We start from the raw sequence: 25,159 nt of genomic DNA, 5'->3' as shown, positions 1-25,159 counted from the left end.
AATTTTTTAGAAGCTAGCGCTTTTCACCAGCGTTAATCCAAAGTTAAAAAAGGAAAAGTGCTAGAAAGCCGATGTATTGTGTTAATTAGAATATAACCTATAATTGCAGCGGAATGGTATATTTTATAGAAACAGGCTTTCCTGCTTTTTTACCCGGAGTCATTTTAGGCAATTCAGCGAGCATTATTTGTACAGCAGATTTAATTTTAGGCTCTTCGGTTTCGATCTTGTCGATCTTAGCAACACCGTCTTCATCTATATGCATCTTTATGGTCGCTTTACCACGAATAAAATCTCCAGAATCTTTACGCGGATATTTATAAGTGGTTTTTACATGATCTAAGAATTTGCTATTAAAGCAATTGTCTTTGTTTTCTTCATTCTCACAACCAGGCCATACTGGTGCAACCTCTGTCACGGTAACAGTATTACCTTCGGTTTTTACATTTTCTTGTGCGTAGCTCATTAAGCTTACTAACAAACAACCAATAAATAGTATTTTTTTCATAAAAACTGAAGGTAATAAGTTAAAATATAGTTCTTTTAGAATTTATAAGAGACCGTAAATTCTCTTGCATCTACCTCGCCCTGTAACTTTCCAGGTTCCATTTTAGGCATTTTTTTAATCATTTTTTTCGCTGCTTCGTTTACTAAAGGTTCATTCCCTTCGATATTCAAAACATTTACTTTGCCTTTTTCATCAACTTCAAATTTGATGGTTACTTTTCCTCGAACATACTCTCCGGCATCGTTTTGTGGATATTCGTAATTTTCTTTTACGTGCTGACTAAGCTTCTGATTAAAACAAGCCTTTACATCTTCACTATCTTCACAACCCGGCCAAACCGGAGAGGTTTGTTGAGCAGCGACTGTTCCTAAAGTTCCGAATACAAAACTTGCGATAAGCAATAACCTTTTCATGATATTAAAAATTTTAAATTAGAATTAGTTTACACCGCAACTTTACCTTTTATCGGTGGATGCGGATCGTAACCCTCTAATTTAAAATCTTCAAACTTAAAATCAAAAATATCTTTAATTTCTGGATTGATCTTCATTTTAGGTAAATCTCTTGACGCTCTACTTAATTGCAAATTCACCTGATCCATGTGATTGCTGTAAATGTGAACGTCTCCAAAAGTATGAATAAAATCTCCAGCCTCGTAACCACAAACCTGAGCCATCATCATCGTAAATAACGCATAGGAAGCAATATTAAACGGAACGCCTAAAAATACATCGGCACTACGTTGGTAAAGTTGACAACTCAATTTTCCATCTGCGACGTAAAACTGAAAAAATGCATGGCAGGGTGGAAGCGCTGCTTTGCCATTGGCTACATTTTCTGAAAAGGAAACCGAAGTATCTGGCATTACTGAAGGATTCCATGCAGAAACCAACATTCTACGGCTATTAGGATTAGTCTTTAAAGTTTCAATAATTTCTGAAATTTGATCGATTTCTTCACCGTTCCAATTTCTCCATTGGTGGCCGTAAATCGGTCCCAAATCGCCATTTTCATCTGCCCATTCGTTCCAAATACGTACTCCATTTTCTTTTAGATATTCAATATTTGTGTCTCCTTTTAGAAACCAAAGCAGCTCGTAAATTATCGATTTTAGATGTACTTTTTTTGTGGTTACCATTGGGAAACCTTCACTAAGGTCAAAACGCATTTGGTAACCAAAAACACTTTTTGTGCCGGTCCCGGTGCGATCACCTTTTTCTGCACCGTTATCTAGAATGTGTTGTAGTAAGTCTTGATATTGCTTCATAATATGGGATCCTCTCTTCAGAAAAATTTTATGCTAAAATAAAGAATTTGGATTACAGTGCTGCTTGTTTAGTTTTCTTCTTTTAATCTTCTTCAAATTAGAAGAGGAAAATTAGATAATTTATTTCAACTAAAATATTAGTTTATTATATTGCTGAACAAATCATCAATCATGTCTTATCAAAAAATCTCTTTATTAGTTTTCATCTTAACGCTACTCTTAAGCTGCAATGCTTATCATCCTTTGGCTAAGTATAATTATGTTAATGGGGCTAAGCTTATAAATAAAGAAGCAGAAATTTCCGTTCAATATTTTGGTGATACACACATACGATCTCCATACGAAATTGATAGAAAGTCGCTTGCCGAACTTATAAGGAAATATCCGATTCTACATAAGAAAAATCTTCTTGCTTTCTCAAAGACAACTGTCAATCCAGAGTATAAGGGCTATTTATTTCTTACTAAAAAATATGCGGAATTAGAGCATTTGGATCTTCCTGTAATAGATACGCTGTCCCAATCTGTGTTGTTTGGAACTAAGAATAATAAGAGAGGAATTTATTTACTCTTAACCGCTGTCAATAAAAATACTAGTATTCAGGGTATTATTAAGGATGGTGAAAAGATTGTAGAAAGTGTTCAATTTAAAATAGACAGTAGTAATGCCTTAACCTATTCTAAAGTATTTGAAAACGTAAGAAATGATATTAATTATTTGAAATCAAGTAAAAAAATAATTGAAGCGCCTGTGGCTGATAGTCTGGAAGGAGAATGGATGCAATATCAATACTTAACAACAATTAATTCGTTCATGCAGAACAACGAAAAGTATGATAGTCTTATAGATCAATTTGAAAGCAAGAGAATGTCAAATCAAGTAAATACGCTAAAAGCAATTCACAAGTCTAAGATAGATCACGATAAAGAAGCTCTGGACAAAATTTCAAAAGAGGCAGAGAAGACTAGAGTGGTGATGGTTAATGAGAATCACTGGTATCCAAAACATCGAATATTTACAATCAGCTTACTCCAGCGATTAAAAAATCAGGGGTACAATTATCTCGCTCTCGAATCTTTAAGCAGTGCATTTCAGGCGTCGAAGATTAATCAGTCACGGCCTTATCCCACCTTGAGTTCTGGGTATTATATTCAGGAAGCTTACTTTGCTCATCTTATCCGTAAAGCTGTGAGCTTGGGTTATAAAATTATTTCTTATGAAAATACCGATAACGCTATAAATAGAGAGGTAGGGCAGGCACAAAATCTTTTCAATTACATAAAACAAGATTCTAAGGCTAAGATTTTAGTGCATGCTGGTATCGATCATATTCTGGAAGAACCCACTAAGAATGGCAAGTGGATGGCTACTGTTTTTAAAGAAATTTCAGGCATTGATCCATTAACCATAAATCAGGTTGAAATGATTGAAGAAGCATCGGATGAAATTATTTTGATGCCTTTTGACCAACTGGTAAAAGATACACAGAAAGTAACCGATTATTATGTAGTCAATAATCTAAAAACGAATTTAAAGAATATTTATAGCGAGAGTGATTTTAAAATCTTTACTCTTAACCTAAATGCATACCGTCATTTAAATCTTCCTTTACTTATCAAAATTTACAATAAGAATGAGTTCGATATTTATAAAAAGAATGCTGTACCCGTACTTAATTTAAAGATGGGAAACTATGAAAAGTTAGAAATAGAACTCCCAGTGAATAACTATAGTGTCCTAATTATGGACAAAAATGGAGAAACTTCGGAGTTGATGAATCTTTAAACCTTATAAAATTGAAATAGAAAGATTTACAAGCTTTTTGAAAATCAATAAAACTTATTTTAAATCTCACTTCTACCCAATAATCATTCCTGCTATTGTTGCTGAAAGTAATGAAGCCAGAGTTCCACCGATAACCGCTTTGATTCCAAATTCAGACAGGTTTTTACGTTGTCCCGGTGCTAATGAGCCAATTCCGCCAAGCTGAATACCAATCGAAGCAAAGTTTGCAAATCCGCATAGCATATAAGTCGCCATGATGATTGATTTTTGATAAGTAAAACTTAAACCTGAAGCTGCATTTTTTAGTTCAGCCAATTGAATATATCCTACAAATTCACTTGCCGCCAATTTGATTCCCAAAAGTTGTCCCATTAACATCATGTCTTCCTTCGCAACACCAATAAGCCACATCAAAGGAGCGAATATGGTTCCCAATACGGCTTCAATAGAAAAGGTTTGATATGGCGTGTTTTCAGCTAAAAAGCCATTTAGGTGTGTAAGTTCGCCAACTTTAGCAAAACCATAGTTGATCATTGCAATTAAGCCTACAAAAACTAATAGCATTGCACCAACGTTAGCAGCTAGTTTTAAACCTTCGGTAGTTCCAATAGCAATCGCATCCAATACATTAGAGCCTATTTTTTCTGAAGAAACTTCGACATCTGTATTTACTTCTTCCTGCTGTGGATAAAGAACCTTCGATATCACAATCGCTCCTGGAGCTGCCATTACTGAAGCTGCTAGTAAATGCTTTGCAAATTCTAGTCTCGCAACGGGATCGTCACCACCAAGGAAGCCAATGTATGCGGCAAGAACACCACCTGCAACAGTAGCCATACCACCAATCATAACAAGTAAGATTTCAGATCGCGTCATACGTTCTAAATAGGCCTTAATCATTAATGGTGCTTCTGTTTGCCCTAGGAAAATATTTCCTGCTACATTTAAACTTTCTGCTCCCGAAATGCCCAGAAGCTTGGTGAGCACCATTGCAAAACCTCTAACAACAATTTGTATTATTCCGTAGTAAAAAAGAATAGAAGTTAATGCCGAGAAGAAAATAATGGTGGGTAATACTTGGAATAAAAAGATGTAACCAAAGCTAGAAGTATCCATAAGTCCGCCTAACAGAAATTCACTCCCTGCAGCGGTAAATTCTAGAATTTTCACGAAAATTTTACCTACAAATTCAAAAGTTGATTGTACCCAACCAATCTTTAAAACACCATAAGCTAATAGCAATTGCATTGCCATGCCAATACCAACGGTTTTCCAGTTTATGGCTCTTCGATTGCTACTGAATAAGAACGCCAGTAAAATCAGCGAAAATATACCTAAAACTCCGCGTAAAATTCCTGTTGTTGTGATTCCCTGGTTAGCGATAATTTCTTTTGAAGTTTCCGCAGGAATTATATCATCGATTTCTTGCTGATATTCTACAAGATTTATCGATTTTTTTCCACTTTTAAGAGTCATGGAAGAGTCTGATAATTTACCAACTCTATAATTCACCATGTTCTTTTTGGGTTTGGTGTAGAAGAATACCAAAATATCATTTTGGTACATATAATCACCTCGAGAAATAGTATCTTCTTCTTTGGTGAAATTGAATCTTCCGTTATTTATGGTGAGAATGCTGCCCTTTTGAAAAATGTCGTTAGAAAGGCTATCTACGTTCGTTTCGATCTTCCAGCTTTTCGTAATACTTTGAGCCTGCAGTGCCGGTAAACTCAAAATCGTTAAAAAAAGAAGGCATAATAATCTCTTCATATTTAAAGTGGGGTGTTATTGTCTCTTTGAGATTTCGTCTCTTAAGCTGGCGGCTTTCTCGTAATCTTCGTTTTGTACAGCCTGCGATAATAAACTTTCCAATTCGCTTAAAGATAACTTTTTATAATTATTATCTTCTTTTGAAATTTCTATGTCGTCTGATAATAATTCTTCGGAAATGATCTCTTCGCGATCTTCCTCTTGTTCTCTTTGATGTTGTTGCTCTTCACCCTGAAGAAAAATACCAGCTTTTTCCAGAATGTTCTTATAAGTAAAAATAGGAGCATCAAATCTTAAAGCCAACGCAATGGCATCGCTTGTACGAGCGTCGATAATCTCTTCGATCTTATCGCGCTCACAAATTAAGCTTGAATAAAAAACACCATCCACCAGTTTGTGAATAATGACCTGTTTTACGTTAATGTCGAAACGATCAGAAAAGTTTTTAAAGAGATCGTGGGTTAAAGGTCGTGGAGGTCTAATTTCTTTTTCCAGAGCGATAGCTATCGACTGGGCTTCGAACGCTCCAATTACTATAGGTAATTTTCTATCCCCACCAACTTCATTTAATATAAGAGCATACGCTCCATTCTGGGTTTGACTGTATGATATTCCTTTGATATTCAGACGCACTAAACTCATATTCCATAAATTAAAAAAGGCTGTCTAAATAGGGCATTTTACCGGATTTAGACAGCCCTTTAAAGGGGCACAAGTTATAAAATTTATGCGTTTTTCGCTTTAAATTCTTTCAATTTTTCATTTAGCTTAGGAACTATTTCAAAAGCATCCCCAACAACTCCATAATCTGCAGCTTTAAAGAAAGGTGCTTCTGGATCGTTGTTAATCACAACTTTAGTTTTAGCAGCATTAATTCCCGCTAGATGTTGTATTGCTCCAGAAATTCCTACCGCGATGTAAAGATTGGAGGCTACAGGTTTTCCTGTTTGTCCCACGTGTTCACTATGTGGTCTCCATCCCATGTCGCTAACAGGTTTAGAGCAGGCAGTAGCTGCACCAAGAATGTCGGCCATTTCTTCGATCATTCCCCAATTCTCAGGACCTTTAAGTCCGCGACCACCAGAAACCACTACTTCAGCATCAGCGATAGTAACTTTATCTTTTGCTTTATCAACCGACTCAACTGTTACTTTAAAATCTTCTTCTGAAAGTTGAGGTTCGAAAGCTTCGCTAGAAGCTGATGCTTCATTTTCCTTAAGTCCGAATGCATTTTTGGATAAGCCTAAGACTTTTACATCGGTAGTAATTTCAGTAAACTTAAATGCTTTGTTTGTAAAAGCTGTTCTTTTTACTTGAAATGGTGACGTACTTTCTGGTAACGCTGTAACATTAGAAACGTATCCAGCTTCTAAATTAACTGCCACTAGAGGAGCAATATATTTTCCATTAGCAGATTGGCTAAATACCACGACTTTAGATTCTTCTTTTTGCGCCGCTTGCTTTATAGCATCGGCATAGGCGTTTGCATTAAAGTTATTTAATTGATCGTTGCTAACACTCAATACTTTATCTACACCAAATTTGCCTAATTCGCTGGTGTCTTCTGTATTAAAAGAGATTGCAGTTAAGCTGGTACCCATAGCATCGGCAATACCTTTTGCGTAGGAAGCAACTTCTAGCGCTCCTTTCTTAAATTTTCCGTCTTCTGATTCTGTATATACTAAAACTGACATTTTTCTAATTTTGAAATGATTAAAAATCTCCTTGAAAATCGGTTAAATTGAAGTCTAAATAACTTTAGCTTCGTTATGTAGAAGATCAATTAATTCGTCTAGATTTTCGGCATCTATCATTTTAACCGATCCTTTTGGAGCAGGCTTTTCAAACTTTACTGCTTTAGTTGCTGTTTCAGCTCCGGCTGGCTCCATAACATTTAGAGGTTTTTTACGCGCTTGCATGATTCCTCTCATATTAGGGATTTTCAGGTCACTTTCTTCAACAAGACCTTTTTGTCCACCAATCACTAGTGGTAAACTTGCAGTTAGCGTTTCTTTACCACCGTCTATTTCACGAGTTGCTGTGGCTTTATCGCCTTCAACTTCAAGCGCAATACAAGTATTTACAAAGTTAGCTTTAAGTATGCCGGCTAACATTCCAGGTACCATTCCGCCATTATAATCTATAGATTCTCTTCCGCAGATAATAAGATCGTAATTTCCTTCACCTGCAACTTTAGCTAATTCTTTAGCTACCTGAAATCCATCAGTCGGCGTGGTATCAATTCTAATAGCTGTATCTGCTCCAATAGCCAATGCTTTACGCAGTGTAGGTTCGGTTTCTGCACCGCCAACATTTATAACATCTACACTCGCACCTTGTTTTTCTTTAAACCACATGGCGCGCGTTAGACCAAACTCATCATTAGGATTTATAACAAACTGAACTCCGTTAGTGTCAAATTTACTGTCACCTTCGGTAAAGTTAATTTTTGAGGTTGTATCAGGTACATGACTAATACACACTAATATTTTCATATTTTTAGTTCTTTTTATTAAACGTATTGATTACGAAGTTACATAAATAAATTCAGGAATACTATGCATGCATAATAAAAATTTCCCAAAAATTAAGGTTGAATTTACGTAAAGCTCAAAATAACTTGTGTTAGTTGAGGTTTTACTAATAAATTATAGATTTTATTAGCGATAATAAGGATGATTGAAATTGACGAAAATTAACTTTATCGGAATTCTAAATTTTTAATGGTTTATGTGGTAAAAACTTTATTGAATTACTATTTTTGTTTTCGTAAAGTCATAAATATTAATATTAAGAAATATAATGAAGACAACTCAATTTAGGGAAGCCGTTCAACAGGCTATGAGCGAAGAAATGCGCAAAGATGAGTCCATTTATTTGATGGGTGAAGAAGTAGCCGAATATAACGGTGCATATAAGGCTTCTAAAGGGATGTTGGAAGAGTTTGGACCAGATCGAGTAATCGATACTCCAATTTCTGAACTTGGATTTTCTGGGATAGGTATTGGTAGTGCCATGAATGGTAACCGTCCTATTATAGAATTCATGACCTTTAACTTTTCCCTGGTTGGAATCGATCAAATTATAAATAACGCAGCTAAAATTCGCCAGATGAGTGGTGGGCAATTTAACTGTCCTATCGTATTTAGAGGGCCAACAGCTTCTGCTGGTCAGCTTGGTGCAACGCACTCTCAGGCTTTTGAAAGCTGGTATGCTAACTGTCCTGGTTTAAAAGTGATTGTTCCTTCCAATCCTTACGATGCAAAAGGTCTTTTAAAAGCAGCAATTAGAGATGACGATCCAGTTATCTTTATGGAAAGTGAGCAAATGTACGGTGATAAAGGTGAAGTGCCAGAAGAAGAGTATGTAATCGAGATTGGAAAAGCTGATATTAAGCGTGAAGGATCTGATGTAACGATCGTTTCTTTTGGGAAAATTATCAAAGAAGCTTACAAAGCAGCAGACGAATTAGAGAAAGAAGGTATCTCTGCGGAAGTGATCGATCTTAGAACTATTCGTCCTATGGATCATGCTACCATTATCGAATCTGTAAAGAAAACAAACAGACTTGTAATTCTTGAAGAAGCTTGGCCATTTGGAAATATTTCTACTGAAATTACATACCAGGTACAAGAACAAGCTTTCGATTTTCTTGATGCACCAATCATTAAAATAAACACAGCCGATACACCGGCACCATATTCTCCAGTTCTTCTTAAGGAATGGTTGCCAAATAGTGAAGATGTTGTTAAAGCTGTAAAAAAGGTAATGTACAAGTAATTCATATAAACTATCTTTGACCCCTCATCCCTCATAGATGAGGGGTTTTTTGTTTTTATATATGAAGTACTTTCTTTTATCTACCCTATTTATTTTTAGTTGTTTACAGGTCTTTTCTCAAACAGAGATTAGTGGTGTTGTTAAAGACGAAGATGGGGCGGGAATACCTTTTGCCAACGTAATATTCACAGGCTCCAGCGAGGGTACTACTACAGATGAAGATGGTAATTTCTCCTTATCATCTCAAAAAACATATACTTCAGTAAGCTTTTCTTTTTTGGGATATCAGTCCAAAGACGTTAGTCTTCAAAATAAATCTAATAAAGATCTAAAAGTAACTTTATACGCTTCTTCAGAATCACTTTCCGAAGTTAAAATTTATAAAGGAGAAACTTCTAAAAAGAATAATCCTGCTATAGATATTTTGCGGAAAATTTGGGCAAATCGTAGAGGAAACGGAGTCAAGAAATTTGATCAATATGCTTATCGTAGATACGAAAAACTCGAATTCGATTTAAATACTATTGATAGTTCGCTTATAGAAAGCCGAATCTTCAATGGGATGGAATTTATTTTCGAAGATCTTGATACCAATAGAATTACCGGGAAAACCTATTTGCCAATATTTTTAAATGAATCGGTAAGTAGAGTATATGGCGATAATGAAACCGGGCAAGAATTAACCGAATTAAAAGGAAATAAAAACTCAGGATTTAGCGATAACCAAATGCTAATTTCTACCGTTCGTGATATTTACGATGAGATCGATGTTTACGACAACTACTTAAAATTCTTCGATAAGAATTTTGTGAGTCCGCTTTCTAAGACAGGAATTAATGTTTACAACTATGTGCTTGCAGATACGGCTTATGTAGATGGAAAGTACTGCTATAATATTGTTTATTACCCTAGACGGGAGAATGAACTTACTTTTAGTGGAGATTTTTGGGTTAACGATACCACTTGGGCTATCAAGGATATTAATCTTGACATGTCTAAAGGAGCGAATCTAAACTGGGTAAAAGGCGTTTATATAGAGCAGGAATTTGAAGTTTTAAGTGATTCCGTTTTTCTATTGAAAAGAGATTTCTTTCAGGCCGATTTTGCGCTTAGGGAGAAAAAAGAATCACGAGGAATTTACGGAAAGCGAACCGTACTTTATGATGAATACGAATTCGATAACGAACGGCCGTCTTCATTCTACAATAAACAGGTCAACCGCTTTCGGGAAGAAGTGTATAATCGTGATAACGACTTTTGGGAAACCAATAGGTTGGAAGATTTAAATGGTGATGAGCGCGGAGTGTACGATATGCTGGATACATTAAGAACGGTGAAGCAATTTAAACGACTATATAATGTATCTACAGCTTTAGCTACGGGTTATATAGATTTTGAAGGTTGGGATTATGGCCCGGTATTTTCTACCGTAGGATTTAATGATGTTGAAGGTGTTCGAGTGCGAGGTGGAGGCAGAACCTATTTTTCTCAGCATGATAAATGGCGATTGGAAGGTTATGGAGCTTACGGATTTAAAGATGATAAATTCAAATACGGTATACAGGGGAAAGTTTTATTAGATCCAGAAAATCGTTTAATTATCACAGCCGGAAATCGCCGAGATGTAGAGCAATTAGGAGTTAATTTAACCAATACTACAGACGTTTTAGGGCGTAGTCTTGCTTCTTCAGCTTTAATTAGTACAAGTGCAAATAATAGTTTGAGTTCTATTAATCTTAGCGTTTTTTCAGTAGAAATTGAACCTTGGGAGAATTTAAGTTTTAGAGTTAGCGGTTCCTATCGAGAGGTAGAAGCAGCTTCAGAAGGTTTTAGTTTAGATTATTATACTGATGAATCTAGGACAAATTTATCTTCAGAATTAAAGCAGACAGAAATTTCTAACCTTATCATGTATACTCCGGGACGCACAACTTCTGGATATGGTGTAGAACGAGAAGTAGTTGAAGATGATCATCCTACGCTTTTTCTAAATTATACATTGGGAATTAAAAACCTTTTTGATAGTGATTTTGATTATAAAAAATTACAGCTGTTTTATAATCAGCCGATAATGGTTGGAGGATTTGGTAGAGCAAACGCCAGTATAGAGGCCGGTAAGACATTTGGAGAAGTGCCTTTAGCATTATTAAGTGTGGTGCCGGGTAACCAAACCTATTTTCAGCTTTACAACACATTTTCGTTGTTGGACTATTATGAATTTGTAACCGATACTTATGTTGCTGCTCATTTTGAACATAATTTTAACGGTCGATTCTTTTCAAGAATACCTTTGTTAAGAGATTTGAACCTGAGAGAAATTGTAGGAATTAGAGGAGTTTGGGGACAAATTTCTGAAGATAATAAACAATTAAATGCATCTGGTATTCCTTTAGTAGCGCCTAATGGTGAGCCTTATTGGGAATATAGTGCCGGTGTAGGAAACATTTTTAAAATTATTAGAATAGATGCCCATTTCCGTGGGAATTATTTTGATAATCCCGATGCGCGTTCGTTTGGTGTAACCGTGAATTTTGGTTTTCACTTCTAAATCAGCGTATTTAGTTACATATTTCATTATATTTGATAATCTATTAAAGTTCAACAAAAACAAAAAAAATGTCAGAGACTTTTGATGTACTAATTGAAATCCCGAAAGGAAGTAGAAATAAATACGAGTACGATTTTCAGTTAAAAAAAGTACGTTACGACAGGATGATCTTTTCTTCAATGATGTATCCTGCAGATTATGGTTTTATTCCAGATACTTTAGCTTTAGATGACGATCCTCTAGATGTATTGGTTCTTGTAAGTGAGCCTACATTCCCAGGAATTGTGATGGAAGTAAAGCCTATCGGTGTTTTCCATATGGCAGACGAGAAAGGACCAGATGAAAAAATTATCTGTGTACCAGTATCAGATCCTATTTGGAATCGCTTAAATGACCTTAAAGAATTAAATGGTCACTTAATTAAAGAAATTGAGCATTTCTTTAAAGTTTACAAAGACCTTGAGAAGAAAAAGGTTGATGTTGGTGGATGGGGTGATGCTGAAGAAGCTAGAAAAATCATCGAAGAATGTGTTAAACGATATGAGAATTATGATGGCGATCAAAACCGTCTAAGATTGTAATTCTAGTTTATATTTAAGATTACAGGTAAAAGCAATAACTAAATGTTATTGCTTTTTTGTTTTCTATACATTCCTTTTTTAACTTCTTTACAACGTATCTCAGCGATTATTTATACTAACTTTCCTTTAAATGATAATATATGAGATCGATATGGAATGGTTCAATTAGCTTTGGACTGGTGTCAATACCAATTAAATTATATTCAGGTTCAGAAGATCGAAAGTTAGATCTTGATATGCTGGATCGTCGTGATAATAATAGAATTCGATATAAAAGAGTTAACGAAGATACCGGCAAAGAAGTAGAATGGAAGGATATTGTTAAAGGCTATAAAAAGGACGATGGCTACGTGGTGCTCGAAAAAGAAGACTTCGAAAATGCCAATATGAAGAAAAGTAAAACCATCGATATCGAGGAGTTTATCGATGAAAAAGAGGTAGCCGATGTGCTTTTTAAAAAGCCTTATTTCTTAGAACCACAAAAAGAAGGCGGGAAATCTTACAATCTTTTAAGGGATGCTTTAAAGAAAACCAAGAAGTTGGGTGTGGCTACTTTCGTAATGCGCCAAAAAGAACACTTAAGTTTAGTAGGAGTATACAATGATGCATTGGTGCTTCATGTGATTCGTTTTTCAGATGAAATTCGTGATCCTTCAGATTTAAAATTGCCTAAAACTAAAGTTCAGAAAAAAGAGGTCGATATGGCAATTTCATTGATCGATCAATATACTACAGATTTCAGTTTCGATAAATTTAAAGATGTTTATAATGAGCAGTTGATGAAGATTATTAAATCTAAATCTTCAGGAAAAACCACTAAGCCAGAAGAATTTGACAGCAAACCTACGCCTGCAAAAGATCTTATGGCACAATTAAAAGCTAGTTTAGATAAAAAGAAAAAGAATAAAGCTTCCTGATTTTGAGTCTAGACGAGTACAAAAAGAAAAGAAATTTTGAAAATACTCCCGAACCTGATGATGAAGGAACTAGTGATAATCTAAATCGTTTTGTAATACAGCGACACAAAGCTACTCGTTTGCATTACGATTTAAGATTAGAAATTGGTGGCACGCTAAAAAGCTGGGCCGTTCCCAAAGGACCGTCTATGAATCCTATAGATAAAAGACTAGCCGTTCATACCGAAGATCATCCAATTAAATATTTAAAATTTCAGGGGAAGATTCCGAAAGGAAATTACGGTGCCGGCCAAATGGATATTTGGGACACTGGGACATTTTCTAGCAAGCTTGATTCTAAATCGGTTTTAGAACAATATGAAGATGGAGATTTAAAAATCACATTTTCAGGCGGGAAAGTGAAAGGAGATTTCGCTTTGGTGCATACCAAACAAGGCAAAAATAATCATTGGTTATTGATTAAAAAGAAAGATCAATTTTCAACAGATTTGATTTATGATGCTGAAGTTTATGCTGAAAATCCTTCCGAAGAAAAAGAAGGTAAAGCAAAGCCGAAGGTAAGAACGCTAAAGCCTGAAGATACTGTAAAACCAATGTTGGCCAGTACAGCTAAAGAAATTTTTAATCACCCCGATTGGATTTACGAATTAAAGTGGGACGGTTATCGATTAATAGCCCATGTCGATGATGGTGATGTAAGGATTTATTCCAGGAACGGAATTAATTACAGCTCTAAATTTCCATTATTAGTGAACGATTTAAAACAATTAGACCATCAGGTGATTCTTGATGGAGAAGTTGTAATCGTAGATAAAAATGGGATTCCGAATTTTCAGGCGCTGCAAAATTACGATCAAAACACTCCGGGTACTTTAAGATTCTACGTTTTTGATATGCTTTTTCTTAATGGTCACAGCATGTTGGAACTTCCGCTTAAAGATCGGAAAAGTCTAATTCCGGAGATTTTAGAAGATTTAGATTACACGTTTTATTGCGATCATATAGAAGGTATGGGAACAGCTTTCTATAACAAAGCTGTAGATAGCGGAATGGAAGGCGTAATGGCTAAAAAAGCCGATTCTACTTATGCTCCTGGCTATAGAACCGAAAGTTGGCTCAAAATTAAAGCTATTGAAAGCGAGGAAGCTTTAATATGCGGATATACCAACTCTAAAGGCGCTGTTTTTGGATCGTTAATTTTGGGAATGTACCAGGATGGAGAGTTGAGGTATGTGGGAAACTGCGGAAGCGGATTTTCTAATGCAGAACAAAAAGAATTACTTCAGAAAATGGATAATCTGGCTTTGAAAGAATCGCCATTTTCATCTAAAATTAATTTGAAGGGAAGAACACCAAATTGGATAAAACCTGACCTGATTTGTGAAGTAAAATTTTCTGAATGGACAAAAGCAGGCTCCATGCGTCATCCTGTTTTTAAAGGACTTCGGGAAGATAAATCAACTACAGAAATTAAGCCTGAGGAAAAAACTGAAGCCCCGGAGGCAGAAAAAGTTAATGGAACTTCAGGAAATTTGGATATTGGCGGCATTTCAGTTCCTTTTACGAATCTTAATAAAATCTATTGGCCTAAAGACAACATCACCAAGTACGATCTTATAGAATATTACTTGCAGGTTTCAGAAGTTATGCTTCCATATTTAAAAGGCCGCCCTCAAAATTTACACCGACATCCAAACGGAATTCAGCAAAAAGGTTTTTATCAAAAAGACAACGAGAGTTTGCCAAATTGGATAAAAACAACCAATATTTATTCTGATTCTTCGGAAAAAAATATAGAATATATGCTTTGTCAAAATGAAGCTACCTTGCTTTATATGGCGAATTTGGGATGTATAGAAATTAATCCCTGGCATTCTAAAGTCGAAAATTTAGGTACGCCGAATTATGGTGTGATAGATTTAGATCCTTCAGCTAAAAATACATTTGAAGATGTAATTGAAACTGCTAAAGTTGTGAAAGAAGTTTTAGATTTAGCCAAAATAGATGGATATTGCAAAACTTCAGGATCAAAAGGGATACATATTTACGTTCCTTTTGGAGAGAATTATTCTTACGAAGAAGGTAGAGATTTTATAAAATTAATATGTTATCTGGTTCAGGAAAGATTGCCCGAGCTAACAAGTATGGAACGTGCAGTAAAGGCGAGAAAGGATAAAATTTATCTTGATTATTTACAAAATCGAAAAGGCCAGACTATTGCAGCGCCTTATTCGGTGCGACCAAAAGCAGGAGCAACAGTTTCAACACCCATAGGTTGGGATGAATTAAAAAACGGACTCAAAATTTCAGATTTTACTATTTTTAATGTTCCCGGGCGAATTTCAGAAAAAGGCGATCTTTTTGAAGGCATTCTTAAATCTAGTATAGACATGGAGAAGGCCTTAGCGAATTTGAGTGAACACTAAAAATTAATTCATTCCAAAAACAACTAAACAACTTTAATGTTTAAAAGAGTAAAAAAATTATTAGGCAGATATCGCAATTTGGATCAGGTATTAATTGTTCCTTATAGAAGTTATGGCACGTATTCCAGGCTTTTTGTGAAAGGCCGTGTGTTAGATAACGCCCCTTTAAAAATTCATCAGGATCAAAAGACCTGGAAAACCTTCGTTAATACGTACAAACAGTTTGATAGTTTTGAAATTCCTGATGCTAAAATCGAACTAGAACTTCCAGGGAAAATCAAGTTGGAAACTACTACCAATGATGAAGGATATTTTCTTTTCAATCAAACTTTAGAAAATAATATTTCTGAATTATCGAATGATGAAGGTTGGGTAGATTACCATTTATATTATCGTGAAGAGCTAGAACCAAAAACCGAACTTTTAGGAGATCCATTCGAAGGGCAGTTTTTAATACCTTCTGCAGATGCTGAATATGGAGTGATTAGTGATATTGATGATACTATTTTGCATACAGGTGTTACCTCTTTTCTAAAATGGCGACTGCTGAAAAATTCCTTATTGACCAATGCTTATAAACGCATGCCTTTAAAAGGAGCGCCAGATTTATATAAGTTGTTACATAAAGGAAAAGCCGAAGGAAATCGTAATCCTATGTTTTATCTAAGTAACAGCCCGTGGAATATGTACGAATATCTTAAGTTGTTTTTGGATTATAATGGATTCCCAAAAGGACCAATTTTACTACGAGATATAAGAACACCTTTCGATACGACGATAAAGCCCGAGAAGCCACACAAACAACGAGAGATTTTTAATATCCTGAATACTTATCCAGATCTAAAGTTTATTTTAATAGGGGATAGTGGGGAACATGATGCTACGATTTATACTGAAATTGCAGCACAACACTCCGATCGAATTCTAGCAATTTATCTAAGGAGCGTTTCGAACAAAAAAAGTATGAATCGTGTTAAGAGCATTATCGATAATTTTGATTCTACGCCTGTGCTTATGGTAAACACTTCTGCTGAAGCTGTAGCACATGCCCGCCAAAATGGATATATCAACTAAAAGTGAAAAGATCGTTTTATTAAAGAAACATAAAAATAAGGAAAATCAACAATTCTTTTCTTAAAAGGCGCATCGCTCTGGAAATATGATCTTCGACGGTTTTTTCAGAAATTTTTAAATAAGCTGCGATCTCTTTATTTCTTAGATTTTCTTTCTGCTTCAATAGAAAAACCTCCTTACATTTTTCAGGCAATTTTGTAATAGCTTTATGTAGAAGTTGCTTTTTATAAGCTGTTTTTTCATCTGATTCATTTTCAGATTCTAAAGCACTTTCAAGGTATAATTCATCGGTTAGCAAAACAATTTTCCGCTCTTTTCTATATTTATCTATAAACTTATTTCTACAAAGTGTAAACAAATAAGCATCGATCATAGTATCATCAGCTAAATCTTTTCTTTTCTCCCACAGTTTTATAAAACTTTGTTGTACGATATCTTCAGCTATTGCTTTGTCTCTAGTGTACCCAATAGTAAAAGCTAAAAGTTTTTCATAGAAGGTTTCAAAAATATGCCCAAAAGTATTCTCATCGCTTTTCTTTAGCGAAATAAGAAACTCTTCATTTTTAGAATATTGAGAGGTAGACACTTTATTTCTGATTTCCGGGAATGTCTTCAAAAGTAAACAACTCTATGAAATTCTTCTTCCACAGCTCTAATTTTTGTTTGAAAATGTAATGAGTTGAAAGAAATGCGAACAAATCGGTTGAAGATTTATTATTTAAAGCACTTTTATGTTTACTTAAATTAATCATTTTTTAATATAACACTTCTATTAACTATAATTTAATATTAATTTGAATAATGTGAAAAAAATCAAAATTTGAGCAGGGGATTTGCCGATCTAAAACGTTTTTAAGTAAAACAGTGCATAGTTGAAGCTGAAATGAAAGAATTAGAATATTTAATTGAAAGATATATTGACGGTGAAATTACTTCCAAAGAGCTGGAAGAACTAAATCGTCTTTTGAAATTCGATCAAAACAAAGTCCATTTTAAGAAAATGGTAGGCTTTAATTATGAGCTGAGTTTAGAACGAATACAAAAAAGCAGCAATAATAAAGCGAAGGTATTAAATAATATCAAACAAGCTACAACACCGGTAAGATCGATAAACTATAGAAGCTACTTAAGTATTGCAGCTGTATTGGTTGTTGCTCTGGGAGCTACTTTGTTTTTCTTTTTTCAGAAGAACACTGTTAGTGAGGAAGAGCAATACGTAACTATAGAAATGGCAGATGGCGCTAAAGAAGTGCTAAAAAATACAGATTTTCAGATAAAAACTGAAGCTGACGAAGTCTTAGTGCAGCAAAAAGGAGATACCATAAAATATTCAGCGCTTGCGAATACTATGGCTATTAGTCAAAATACCTTGAAGGTTCCTAAAGGAAAGAAAATGGTAGTGGAACTTGCAGACGGAAGTATAGTTCATCTTAATTCTGCCAGTAAATTATATTATCCAACAGGTTTTAAACCAAATGAAAATAGAGAAGTACGAATAGAAGGAGAGGCTTATTTTGAGGTTTTTCATGATGAAACACGACCATTTATTGTGCATGGAGATCAATTGGATATAGAGGTGTTGGGTACAAGCTTCAATTTTAGTGCTTATAAAAATAACTCGTACACTACTGCGGTGTTGATAGATGGTAAAGTTGCTGTTGAAAGGCCGAATGAAGCTACGGTTTATTTAAATCCAGGGATGATGGCAAATTATTCGAAGTCTTCCAAAACGCTTAGAACGTCTGAAGTTGATACCGATGTTTATACGGCGTGGATGGACGGAAGGTTGGTTTTTGAAGAACGCTCTTTTGAGGATATAGCAAATACACTGGAGCGTAAATTTGATATGCACGTAAAATTTGAAAACGAGAATTTAAAACAAGAACGTTTTACAGCAAAATTTGAAAATGAAAGTATCAATAAAATTTTAGAATCATTTAAACAGAGTTATAATTTCCAATATTCTATTAGTAAAAATGAAGTGATCATACGTTAAAAAAACAGGATATGCTGGCACATATCCTGTTGGAATAGCGTGATTTATTAAACCACAATTATCTACAATTTAAAAGTATGAAAAAAAATTCTATTGCAGAAGGGCTTAGGATGTTATGGCCCAAATTTAACTACACCTTAAAGTTAAGTCTGATTACGTTGTTGTTTTCAGTTTTAAGTATTCAAGCTAGTGCATCCTCACAATCGGTAAAAGTTTCTATAGATGAGCAACAAATTAGCTTAAAAAGACTTTTTAATAAGATTGAAAAAATTACTGAATATTCTTTTCTATATCATGTAGGCGATATTGATCTATCGCAGAAAGTGAATGTTGAAGCAAAAGATGAACCTTTAGAAGATATTTTAACTGAAGTTTTTTCAACGACAGGTATTGATTTTTCTCTAAATGATACGCAAATTATTCTTAAGCCTAGCAAGCCATCTTTAGAATCTACAACTACGAATCCTAGAGAGACCAAGAATGTACAAAGTCTTGTTAACGGAAGAATAACTAACGTTGACGGGGAACCTTTGATGGGAGTTACTGTAAGAATAAAGGATAAAAACCGAGGCGTAATAACAGATGAGAATGGTAAGTATACCATAACGGCTGCAATTGGGGAGACACTTGAGTATAGTTATATCGGTTATGAAAAGGTATCTGTTAAAATAAGTGACGAAGAACCTTTAGATATCGTAATGAAGGAATCTGTTAGCGGTTTAGATGCGGTGCAGGTTACTGCTTACGGTAAAACTTCAAAGAGGCTTACCACAGGTAATATTGTAACTATAACGGGAGAGGAAATTCAAAAAAGCCCGGTTACAAATGTTTTAGAAGCCGTTCAGGGTAAAGTGCCAGGTGTTTTTATTCAACAAACAAATGGTCAACCCGGATCTCCAGTTAGTATACAGATGAGAGGTCAAAATTCTATTAGCGCTGTTTCAAATAGAGATCCTCTTGTAGTTATTGATGGTGTAAGATATCCTTATGGTTCTTTACCCACAGCTTCCGAAACTGGTACTTTGAGTGGAGGGAATGCTTTAAATTTTATAGATCCAAATAATATAGAAAATATCAACTTCCTAAAGGATGCTGATGCTACCGCAATTTATGGATCGCAAGGTTCTAATGGAGTGATCGTAATTACTACTAAAAAAGGACGTGTAGGGAAAGCGCAAATTTCGTTCTCTTCTAGAAACGGAGTTTCTTTTAGAGGGAAAAGTCCAGAGCTTTTGAATACTGAGGATTATTTGAATTTTAGACGAGAAGCTATAGAGAATGCGGGGTTAACTCCTGGAGTAGGTGACTGGGATGTAAATGGGAGATGGGATCCAAATAATCAAACCGATTGGACCGATAACCTTTTGGATGGTGCTGCATTTACTACTGTTAATAATGTGAGTTACTCAGGAGGGAGCGAAAACGTTTCTTATGTTATCCGCGCTAATTACAATTCTCAAGAAAATATACAAAATGCCAATGGTGATAATGAAACTGGTGGTCTTCACTTTAATCTTAACTTAAATAGTAATGACCGTAAATTTAATTTAGGATTAACAGGAACTTATAATACAACTAAAAATACAATAATACCATTTAATAATTCTTATTTGCTTTATGCACCAAATGGACCTGATGTATATAATGAAGATGGTAGCTTAAATTGGACTGATTATGATGATACTAATGTAGCTCGAAACCCTGCTTCTATCTATGAATTAATTCATGAGAATAAAACAGATAATTTAATTTCAAATCTGGATTTGAAGTATATACCAGTAAAAGGTCTTGAGATTAGTACTTTGGTTGGGATCAATATTTTATCTTCTAATGAGGTATTTGCGAAACCGGATACTTATTATCATCCAAATAGCTGGCAAACTAGTTCTAGTGAGTTGAGTATCTCTAAAATGAGAACATTAACGATAGAGCCGAATATTAGTTATAATACCAGCTTAGGAGATTTTGGTGAAATAACAGCTAAGGTAGGTGCAACTATTATGGATAAGTTGACTGAAAAAAGTGATATCTATGGTACTGAACTTCTGAATGAAGCAGTGATCAAGAATCCTACAATGGCAGATCCCGAAAATATAAATAGTAAATATAGGAGCTTAACGAATCGCTATATCGGAGCATTTGGAATATTAAATTATAATCTAGCTAATAGATACCTTTTAAATTTCAATATAAGAAGAGACGGTTCTACCAAATTCGGATCGGGTAATCGTTTTGGAACCTTCTGGTCTATTGGTGCTGGATGGATTTTAAGTGAGGAAAACTGGTTTGCAGAATCTATTGACTTTATAAGTTTTGCAAAACTTCGAGGAAGTTATGGAACCAGTGGTATTGATGGAATTAATAATTATCAATATAAAACAATTTATAATTCTGGATTTTCCTACAATGGCAATAGGGGATTCTTAGCAAGCGGACCTGCAAACCCTAATTTACATTGGGAGAAAACTAAAAAATCGGAAATTGCCGTAAATTTAGAACTTTTTGAAGGTAGGGTTGCGGTAACTGAAAGTTATTATGATAATACCTCTAACGATCAATTAGTAGCTTTCCCTCTGTCCATTGTGACTGGCGTTAATACGGTTACGATGAATTCTCCTGCCGAGGTAAGAAACTGGGGACACGAAATAACCTTAAACACTAAAAACATTGTATCAGACAATTTTAATTGGTCTACCAGTTTTAATATTACGGTAGCAAAAAACAAATTGGTTTCTTACCCAAATGGCGAAGCAGCGTTACCGTCGCTAGATTATAAAATTGGTGAATCCGTAAACGGGAAGAGACTATATAATTACCAGGGGGTTAATCCTGAAACAGGTAATTATAATTTTTGGAAGGATTTGAATGGTGATGGGCAAATCACAGATAATGAAATTGGTGAATGGGAATCAGGTACTGTATTAAATAATAATATTGATAGAACTGAATTTGTCGACCTAAACCCGAAATTTTTTGGAGGATTCCAAAACAGTTTTAACTACAAAAACTTTAACCTAAGTGTTTTATTCACTTTTACAAAAAGGAAGGCGCTTAACTTTGTTGGTTCGCAATCTGATCAGCCAGGTACAATGAATATGAACATAGCAAAGGAAATTTACGATGCTCGCTGGCAACAACCGGGAGATATAACAAATGTAGCGAAACCAAGAGCTGGCTATTTAGGATATACCAATTTTGCTAATTTTAAAGCTAGTACAGGAGCTTATTCAGATGCAACTTATGCTCGATTGCAGAATGTGAATTTAAGTTATGATTTTCCTTCAGAGATTACAGATAAAATCAACTTCAATAGTATACGTGTCTATTTGCAAGGGCAAAATCTTTTAACCATTTCAAATTATGATGGCTACGATCCCGAAACGCTTGCTGCAGGTGCGGCACCTTTACGCACAGTAGTTTTCGGTCTTAATTTCACTTTGTAGTCTTCAATATAAAATTCAGAAAATATGAAAATCAACATATATAACATAAAATTAATTGCGTTTTTAGGAGTCGCCTTATCTCTATCCAGTTGCGAGGATTATTTAGATATTCCAGCACCGTCTAATGCATTTTATGAAGAAAATACCTTTGTAAACGACGCTACCACAGCGACTACTATTAATGGGGTTTTAGCGCAGTTATCCGTAAATTATTATTTATCGAACCTATCTTTATATACAGGGCTTTATACAGATGAGTTTACTTTGAATCTTAATAATGCGGCATTTTATCAACGTTTTTATAATAACGATTTAAATAGTAATCAAGCTCCTAGCGTTTGGTCAGATTTTTATCCTCTAGTATATCGTGTAAATGCGATCATAGAGGGAATAAATGATACAAGTGCTACGCTTTCTAATAAAGATCAATACTTAGGAGAAGCTTATTTTTTAAGAGCGTTTAGTTTCTATTACTTAACAAATATATATGGCGACATAGCTTTACCTACAACCTCAGACTACGAGGTTAATAATACATTATCAAGACAGCCTCAGGAAGAAGCATTTCAGCAGATAATCGCTGATTTAGAGATGGCTGAATCTTTACTTTCTGAAAGTTATGTAACCAGCGATGGTTTAGAAACTTCATCTCAGGCAAGACCTAATAAAACTGCTGCACAAGCATTGTTGTCGAGAGTTCTTTTGCAAACCGAGAATTGGGAAGAGGCAGCGGAAATTTCATCAGCTATATTAGATCAATCAGGACAATCCTTAGTTGATACAGAGAATGTTTTTAAAACTGATAGTGGCGCTATGATTTGGGAGTTAATGCCAAATAATAATCCTGATTCTTACATGAAATACGTTCCAGACTACAATATTTATTTTGGATGGAATTACGGTTTTAGTCCTGTTGAAGTTGAATTCGGAAATGCACCCGTATATTTAAGCGAAAGTCAATTAGATGTTTTTGAAGAAGGAGACCTTCGTTTTCAAAATTGGGTGTATCCAGTAGAATTACCAGATACTACTTATTATTTACCTTATAAATATCAAACACAAACCGCAGGAGAAGAAGCAAGTGCGATATTACGTATTGCAGAACAGTATTTAATAAATGCTGAAGCAAATGCTGAAATGGGAGATTTAGGAGCTGCAGTTACAAGTATCAATGCTGTGCGTAATCGCGCAGGATTACCTGATATTACAGCAAATTCTAGTGAAGAAGTCTTAGCAGCGATTGCGAAAGAGCGCAGAACTGAGTTTTTTGCTGAAGGCGGTTATCGATTTTTTGATCTAAAAAGAACAAATACGATCGATGAGGTAATGAATGATGTTGTTACAGACAAGACTAAGTTTGGCGAGGTAACATGGGATAGCTATAAACAATTTTGGCCTATATCATATAGCGAAATAAATGCGAATCCTAACTTAGAACAAACCGAAGGATACTAAGCTTCCATGATAAAAAAAACTTTATATATAGCCGTAACTTCAGCTTTGCTGGGGTTTACGGCTTGTAAAAAAGATTCAAATTCTATAGCTTTTTCTGATCAAAAAGAAGAAGATATTAGAGTTGTTTTAGACTCATTATTAACCTCAGAGCGAGAATCGTCTCAAGAACTTCTTCTAAAAAAGTTGGAAGAATTAAGTAAAAGCGAGGATGAGTCGAAAATTAAGCTAACCTACGATTATTACTACGGTCTTAATAAACCTGATAAAGTAGATTCGCTAACTAAAATAGCGGTAGCCAAATTTCCGAAAGGAACACAGGCTAGATTTTCAGCATATCAAAATATATTTTCCAAAGATAGTCTAAACGATCAGTTAGCTACTTACGATGCTTGGGTGAAGCAATTTCCACCTGCGAGCTATTCTTTTTTAGATCAGGATATATATAATATCGCTCTTTTTTATCTTTTAGAGAAAAGTGTTGTTCAAAATAAAGCTGAGGTTACCGATGCTTTAAAATCTCGTTTTTTAGATCACCCTTCAAAAGCTACCGCGCTATATAATTTAGCTGGCGTACTCTATAATAATGGTAAAATAGAAGAAACAAAGGCTTGTTTAGAGATCATAATTCGTATAGCTAAGAAATGGGAAAATAAGACAGATATACCCGAGCAAGCTAAGATATCGGTTGTAAACAGGCATAATGATGCAATTAGACTTTATGCTATTTTGCTAGAAGAAACTAATCAGTGTGAAGAAGCAATCGTTTACTTCGAAAAATACCAGAATCGCATAGATTTTTCAGATGCTGAAATAAATCTAAAATATGCCGATTGTCTGGAAGCATTAGGCGAGGACCAAAAAGCATTTCAGCAACTAACAGAAGTGGTGAAAATGCATAATGAAGTTGCAGAAGCTAACTATCCCAGATTTAAACGATTGTTTTTAGAAACGCAGGGTAACAAACAAGATTTTGCAGATTTAGAGACGAAGATGGAAAATGAGATGGACGCTGCTTTAGTCGAAGAAGTAAAGAAAAATATGATTTCTGAAAAAGCGCCGGCATTCAGTTTACAGAAGCTAAATGGAACTGAAGTTTCTTCGTCAGACTTAAAAGGTAAAATTCTAATTGTAGATTTTTGGGCGACCTGGTGTGCTCCCTGCAAAGCTTCTTTTCCGGCAATGCAACAAGTAAAAGATCACTATAAGGATGATCCGAATATCAAGTTCCTTTTCGTCAATACGATGGAATCTGGATCGCCATCTGATGTAAAGCCTGAAATTGAAAAGCTGCTGAATTCAAATTCGTATGATTTTGAAATGTTTTTAGATACCAAGGATAATAGCGATGCTTTTAAAATGGCTAAAGCTTATCAGGTTAAGGCTATTCCGTATAAATTTATAATCGACGGAGAAGGTAATATTAGATATAAGATCAAAGGTTACGAAGGAAATCTTGAAGTGGAAAGAAAAAAACTTATTGCTATGATCGATGCTGTAAAGAATAAAAATTCATAATGAATCAATTTCGAGTAACTACGTTCGTATAGTCTTCAGTTGAGTTTAAATTATATAGTTTCAGCTTCAATTTTTGAAGAACATATTACTTCAG

19 protein-coding genes are annotated in these 25,159 nt (G+C 34.9%); 11 read left to right on the top strand and 8 right to left on the bottom strand.

Annotated features, from left to right (window positions below):
* Positions 1-97: 97 nt before the first annotated feature.
* Genes QWY91_RS10200 through QWY91_RS10190 form a run of 3 tightly spaced genes read right to left on the bottom strand, consistent with a single transcriptional unit; the run spans position 98 to position 1,775 of the window.
* Positions 98-508 carry an energy transducer TonB gene (locus QWY91_RS10200; protein WP_290234546.1) on the bottom strand — a complete coding sequence of 137 codons (411 nt, stop codon included), beginning with the start codon at positions 506-508 and terminating at the stop codon, positions 98-100.
* Positions 509-543: 35 nt separating this feature from the next.
* Positions 544-921 (bottom strand): energy transducer TonB, encoded by a 378-nt coding sequence (locus QWY91_RS10195; RefSeq protein ID WP_290234543.1) that lies wholly within the window; start codon positions 919-921, stop codon positions 544-546.
* A gap of 29 nt (positions 922-950) precedes the next feature.
* A complete protein-coding gene (locus tag QWY91_RS10190; protein WP_290234540.1) occupies positions 951-1,775 on the bottom strand; it encodes a thymidylate synthase in 825 nt (274 codons plus the stop codon).
* A gap of 171 nt (positions 1,776-1,946) precedes the next feature.
* Here QWY91_RS10190 and QWY91_RS10185 point away from each other — a divergent pair, with 171 nt between their 5' ends.
* Positions 1,947-3,560, top strand: a complete 1,614-nt coding sequence (locus QWY91_RS10185) for a hypothetical protein (protein WP_290234537.1) — start codon at positions 1,947-1,949, stop codon at positions 3,558-3,560.
* 72 nt (positions 3,561-3,632) lie between these two features.
* Here QWY91_RS10185 and QWY91_RS10180 read toward each other — a convergent pair whose 3' ends face one another.
* The 4 genes from QWY91_RS10180 to QWY91_RS10165 all read right to left on the bottom strand — a co-directional run bounded on the left by QWY91_RS10180 (position 3,633) and on the right by QWY91_RS10165 (position 7,825).
* Positions 3,633-5,330, bottom strand: coding sequence for a NupC/NupG family nucleoside CNT transporter (locus tag QWY91_RS10180; protein ID WP_290234534.1), 1,698 nt, complete (start codon positions 5,328-5,330; stop codon positions 3,633-3,635).
* Between the two features lie 15 nt (positions 5,331-5,345).
* The gene (locus QWY91_RS10175) at positions 5,346-5,972 is read right to left on the bottom strand and encodes a bifunctional nuclease family protein (RefSeq protein ID WP_290234532.1); all 627 of its coding nucleotides are present in this window, start codon (positions 5,970-5,972) and stop codon (positions 5,346-5,348) included.
* An 83-nt stretch (positions 5,973-6,055) separates the two neighbouring features.
* On the bottom strand, positions 6,056-7,024 hold the full coding sequence (locus QWY91_RS10170; RefSeq protein WP_290234527.1) for an electron transfer flavoprotein subunit alpha/FixB family protein: 969 nt from the start codon (positions 7,022-7,024) through the stop codon (positions 6,056-6,058).
* Between the two features lie 54 nt (positions 7,025-7,078).
* The gene (locus tag QWY91_RS10165) at positions 7,079-7,825 is read right to left on the bottom strand and encodes an electron transfer flavoprotein subunit beta/FixA family protein (RefSeq protein ID WP_290234525.1); all 747 of its coding nucleotides are present in this window, start codon (positions 7,823-7,825) and stop codon (positions 7,079-7,081) included.
* Between the two features lie 307 nt (positions 7,826-8,132).
* On the opposite strand from QWY91_RS10165, the gene QWY91_RS10160 reads away from it, so the two are divergent.
* The 6 genes from QWY91_RS10160 to QWY91_RS10135 all read left to right on the top strand — a co-directional run bounded on the left by QWY91_RS10160 (position 8,133) and on the right by QWY91_RS10135 (position 16,656).
* Positions 8,133-9,110 carry a pyruvate dehydrogenase complex E1 component subunit beta gene (locus tag QWY91_RS10160; protein WP_290234522.1) on the top strand — a complete coding sequence of 326 codons (978 nt, stop codon included), beginning with the start codon at positions 8,133-8,135 and terminating at the stop codon, positions 9,108-9,110.
* A gap of 61 nt (positions 9,111-9,171) precedes the next feature.
* Positions 9,172-11,658, top strand: coding sequence for a DUF5686 and carboxypeptidase-like regulatory domain-containing protein (locus QWY91_RS10155; RefSeq protein WP_290234520.1), 2,487 nt, complete (start codon positions 9,172-9,174; stop codon positions 11,656-11,658).
* Positions 11,659-11,726: 68 nt separating this feature from the next.
* Positions 11,727-12,239: an inorganic diphosphatase gene (locus QWY91_RS10150; RefSeq protein ID WP_290234518.1), complete on the top strand. Its 513-nt coding sequence runs from the start codon at positions 11,727-11,729 to the stop codon at positions 12,237-12,239.
* Between the two features lie 140 nt (positions 12,240-12,379).
* Entirely contained in the window at positions 12,380-13,156 is a 777-nt protein-coding gene (gene ku / locus QWY91_RS10145; RefSeq protein ID WP_290234515.1) for a non-homologous end joining protein Ku, read from the top strand.
* Between the two features lie 2 nt (positions 13,157-13,158).
* Positions 13,159-15,582 (top strand): DNA ligase D, encoded by a 2,424-nt coding sequence (gene ligD, locus QWY91_RS10140; protein WP_290234513.1) that lies wholly within the window; start codon positions 13,159-13,161, stop codon positions 15,580-15,582.
* Positions 15,583-15,618: 36 nt separating this feature from the next.
* A complete protein-coding gene (locus QWY91_RS10135; protein ID WP_290234510.1) occupies positions 15,619-16,656 on the top strand; it encodes an App1 family protein phosphatidate phosphatase in 1,038 nt (345 codons plus the stop codon).
* A 19-nt stretch (positions 16,657-16,675) separates the two neighbouring features.
* On the opposite strand, the gene QWY91_RS10130 is transcribed toward QWY91_RS10135, so the two are convergent.
* Positions 16,676-17,242, bottom strand: coding sequence for an RNA polymerase sigma factor (locus QWY91_RS10130; protein ID WP_290234508.1), 567 nt, complete (start codon positions 17,240-17,242; stop codon positions 16,676-16,678).
* A gap of 297 nt (positions 17,243-17,539) precedes the next feature.
* Between QWY91_RS10130 and QWY91_RS10125 the strand changes: the two genes are divergently transcribed.
* The 4 genes from QWY91_RS10125 (at position 17,540) to QWY91_RS10110 (ending at position 25,065) form a co-directional block, all read left to right on the top strand.
* Complete coding sequence (locus QWY91_RS10125; RefSeq protein ID WP_290234506.1) at positions 17,540-18,652, top strand: FecR family protein; 1,113 nt, start codon at positions 17,540-17,542, stop codon at positions 18,650-18,652.
* A 77-nt stretch (positions 18,653-18,729) separates the two neighbouring features.
* Positions 18,730-22,095 (top strand): SusC/RagA family TonB-linked outer membrane protein, encoded by a 3,366-nt coding sequence (locus QWY91_RS10120; protein ID WP_290234500.1) that lies wholly within the window; start codon positions 18,730-18,732, stop codon positions 22,093-22,095.
* A 24-nt stretch (positions 22,096-22,119) separates the two neighbouring features.
* The gene (locus QWY91_RS10115) at positions 22,120-23,550 is read left to right on the top strand and encodes a RagB/SusD family nutrient uptake outer membrane protein (protein ID WP_290234496.1); all 1,431 of its coding nucleotides are present in this window, start codon (positions 22,120-22,122) and stop codon (positions 23,548-23,550) included.
* Positions 23,551-23,556: 6 nt separating this feature from the next.
* Positions 23,557-25,065, top strand: coding sequence for a redoxin domain-containing protein (locus QWY91_RS10110; RefSeq protein WP_290234494.1), 1,509 nt, complete (start codon positions 23,557-23,559; stop codon positions 25,063-25,065).
* Positions 25,066-25,159: the final 94 nt, after the last annotated feature.

Origin of the sequence: Zunongwangia endophytica, from assembly GCF_030409505.1 — a bacterium.
In the GTDB taxonomy this organism is placed as follows: Bacteria; Bacteroidota; Bacteroidia; order Flavobacteriales; family Flavobacteriaceae; genus Zunongwangia; species Zunongwangia endophytica.
This window is presented reverse-complemented; position numbering and strand designations above follow the sequence as displayed.

Excerpts from the sequence above, each read along its gene's own strand:
- QWY91_RS10200 (WP_290234546.1), bottom strand. The coding sequence starts at position 508 with ATGAAAAAAATACTATTTATTGGTTGTTTGTTAGTAAGCTTAATGAGC.
- QWY91_RS10195 (WP_290234543.1), bottom strand. The coding sequence starts at position 921 with ATGAAAAGGTTATTGCTTATCGCAAGTTTTGTATTCGGAACTTTAGGA.
- QWY91_RS10190 (WP_290234540.1), bottom strand. The coding sequence starts at position 1,775 with ATGAAGCAATATCAAGACTTACTACAACACATTCTAGATAACGGTGCA.
- QWY91_RS10185 (WP_290234537.1), top strand. The coding sequence starts at position 1,947 with ATGTCTTATCAAAAAATCTCTTTATTAGTTTTCATCTTAACGCTACTC.
- QWY91_RS10180 (WP_290234534.1), bottom strand. The coding sequence starts at position 5,330 with ATGAAGAGATTATTATGCCTTCTTTTTTTAACGATTTTGAGTTTACCG.
- QWY91_RS10175 (WP_290234532.1), bottom strand. The coding sequence starts at position 5,972 with ATGAGTTTAGTGCGTCTGAATATCAAAGGAATATCATACAGTCAAACC.
- QWY91_RS10170 (WP_290234527.1), bottom strand. The coding sequence starts at position 7,024 with ATGTCAGTTTTAGTATATACAGAATCAGAAGACGGAAAATTTAAGAAA.
- QWY91_RS10165 (WP_290234525.1), bottom strand. The coding sequence starts at position 7,825 with ATGAAAATATTAGTGTGTATTAGTCATGTACCTGATACAACCTCAAAA.
- QWY91_RS10160 (WP_290234522.1), top strand. The coding sequence starts at position 8,133 with ATGAAGACAACTCAATTTAGGGAAGCCGTTCAACAGGCTATGAGCGAA.
- QWY91_RS10155 (WP_290234520.1), top strand. The coding sequence starts at position 9,172 with ATGAAGTACTTTCTTTTATCTACCCTATTTATTTTTAGTTGTTTACAG.
- QWY91_RS10150 (WP_290234518.1), top strand. The coding sequence starts at position 11,727 with ATGTCAGAGACTTTTGATGTACTAATTGAAATCCCGAAAGGAAGTAGA.
- ku (WP_290234515.1), top strand. The coding sequence starts at position 12,380 with ATGAGATCGATATGGAATGGTTCAATTAGCTTTGGACTGGTGTCAATA.
- QWY91_RS10135 (WP_290234510.1), top strand. The coding sequence starts at position 15,619 with ATGTTTAAAAGAGTAAAAAAATTATTAGGCAGATATCGCAATTTGGAT.
- QWY91_RS10125 (WP_290234506.1), top strand. The coding sequence starts at position 17,540 with ATGAAAGAATTAGAATATTTAATTGAAAGATATATTGACGGTGAAATT.
- QWY91_RS10120 (WP_290234500.1), top strand. The coding sequence starts at position 18,730 with ATGAAAAAAAATTCTATTGCAGAAGGGCTTAGGATGTTATGGCCCAAA.
- QWY91_RS10115 (WP_290234496.1), top strand. The coding sequence starts at position 22,120 with ATGAAAATCAACATATATAACATAAAATTAATTGCGTTTTTAGGAGTC.
- QWY91_RS10110 (WP_290234494.1), top strand. The coding sequence starts at position 23,557 with ATGATAAAAAAAACTTTATATATAGCCGTAACTTCAGCTTTGCTGGGG.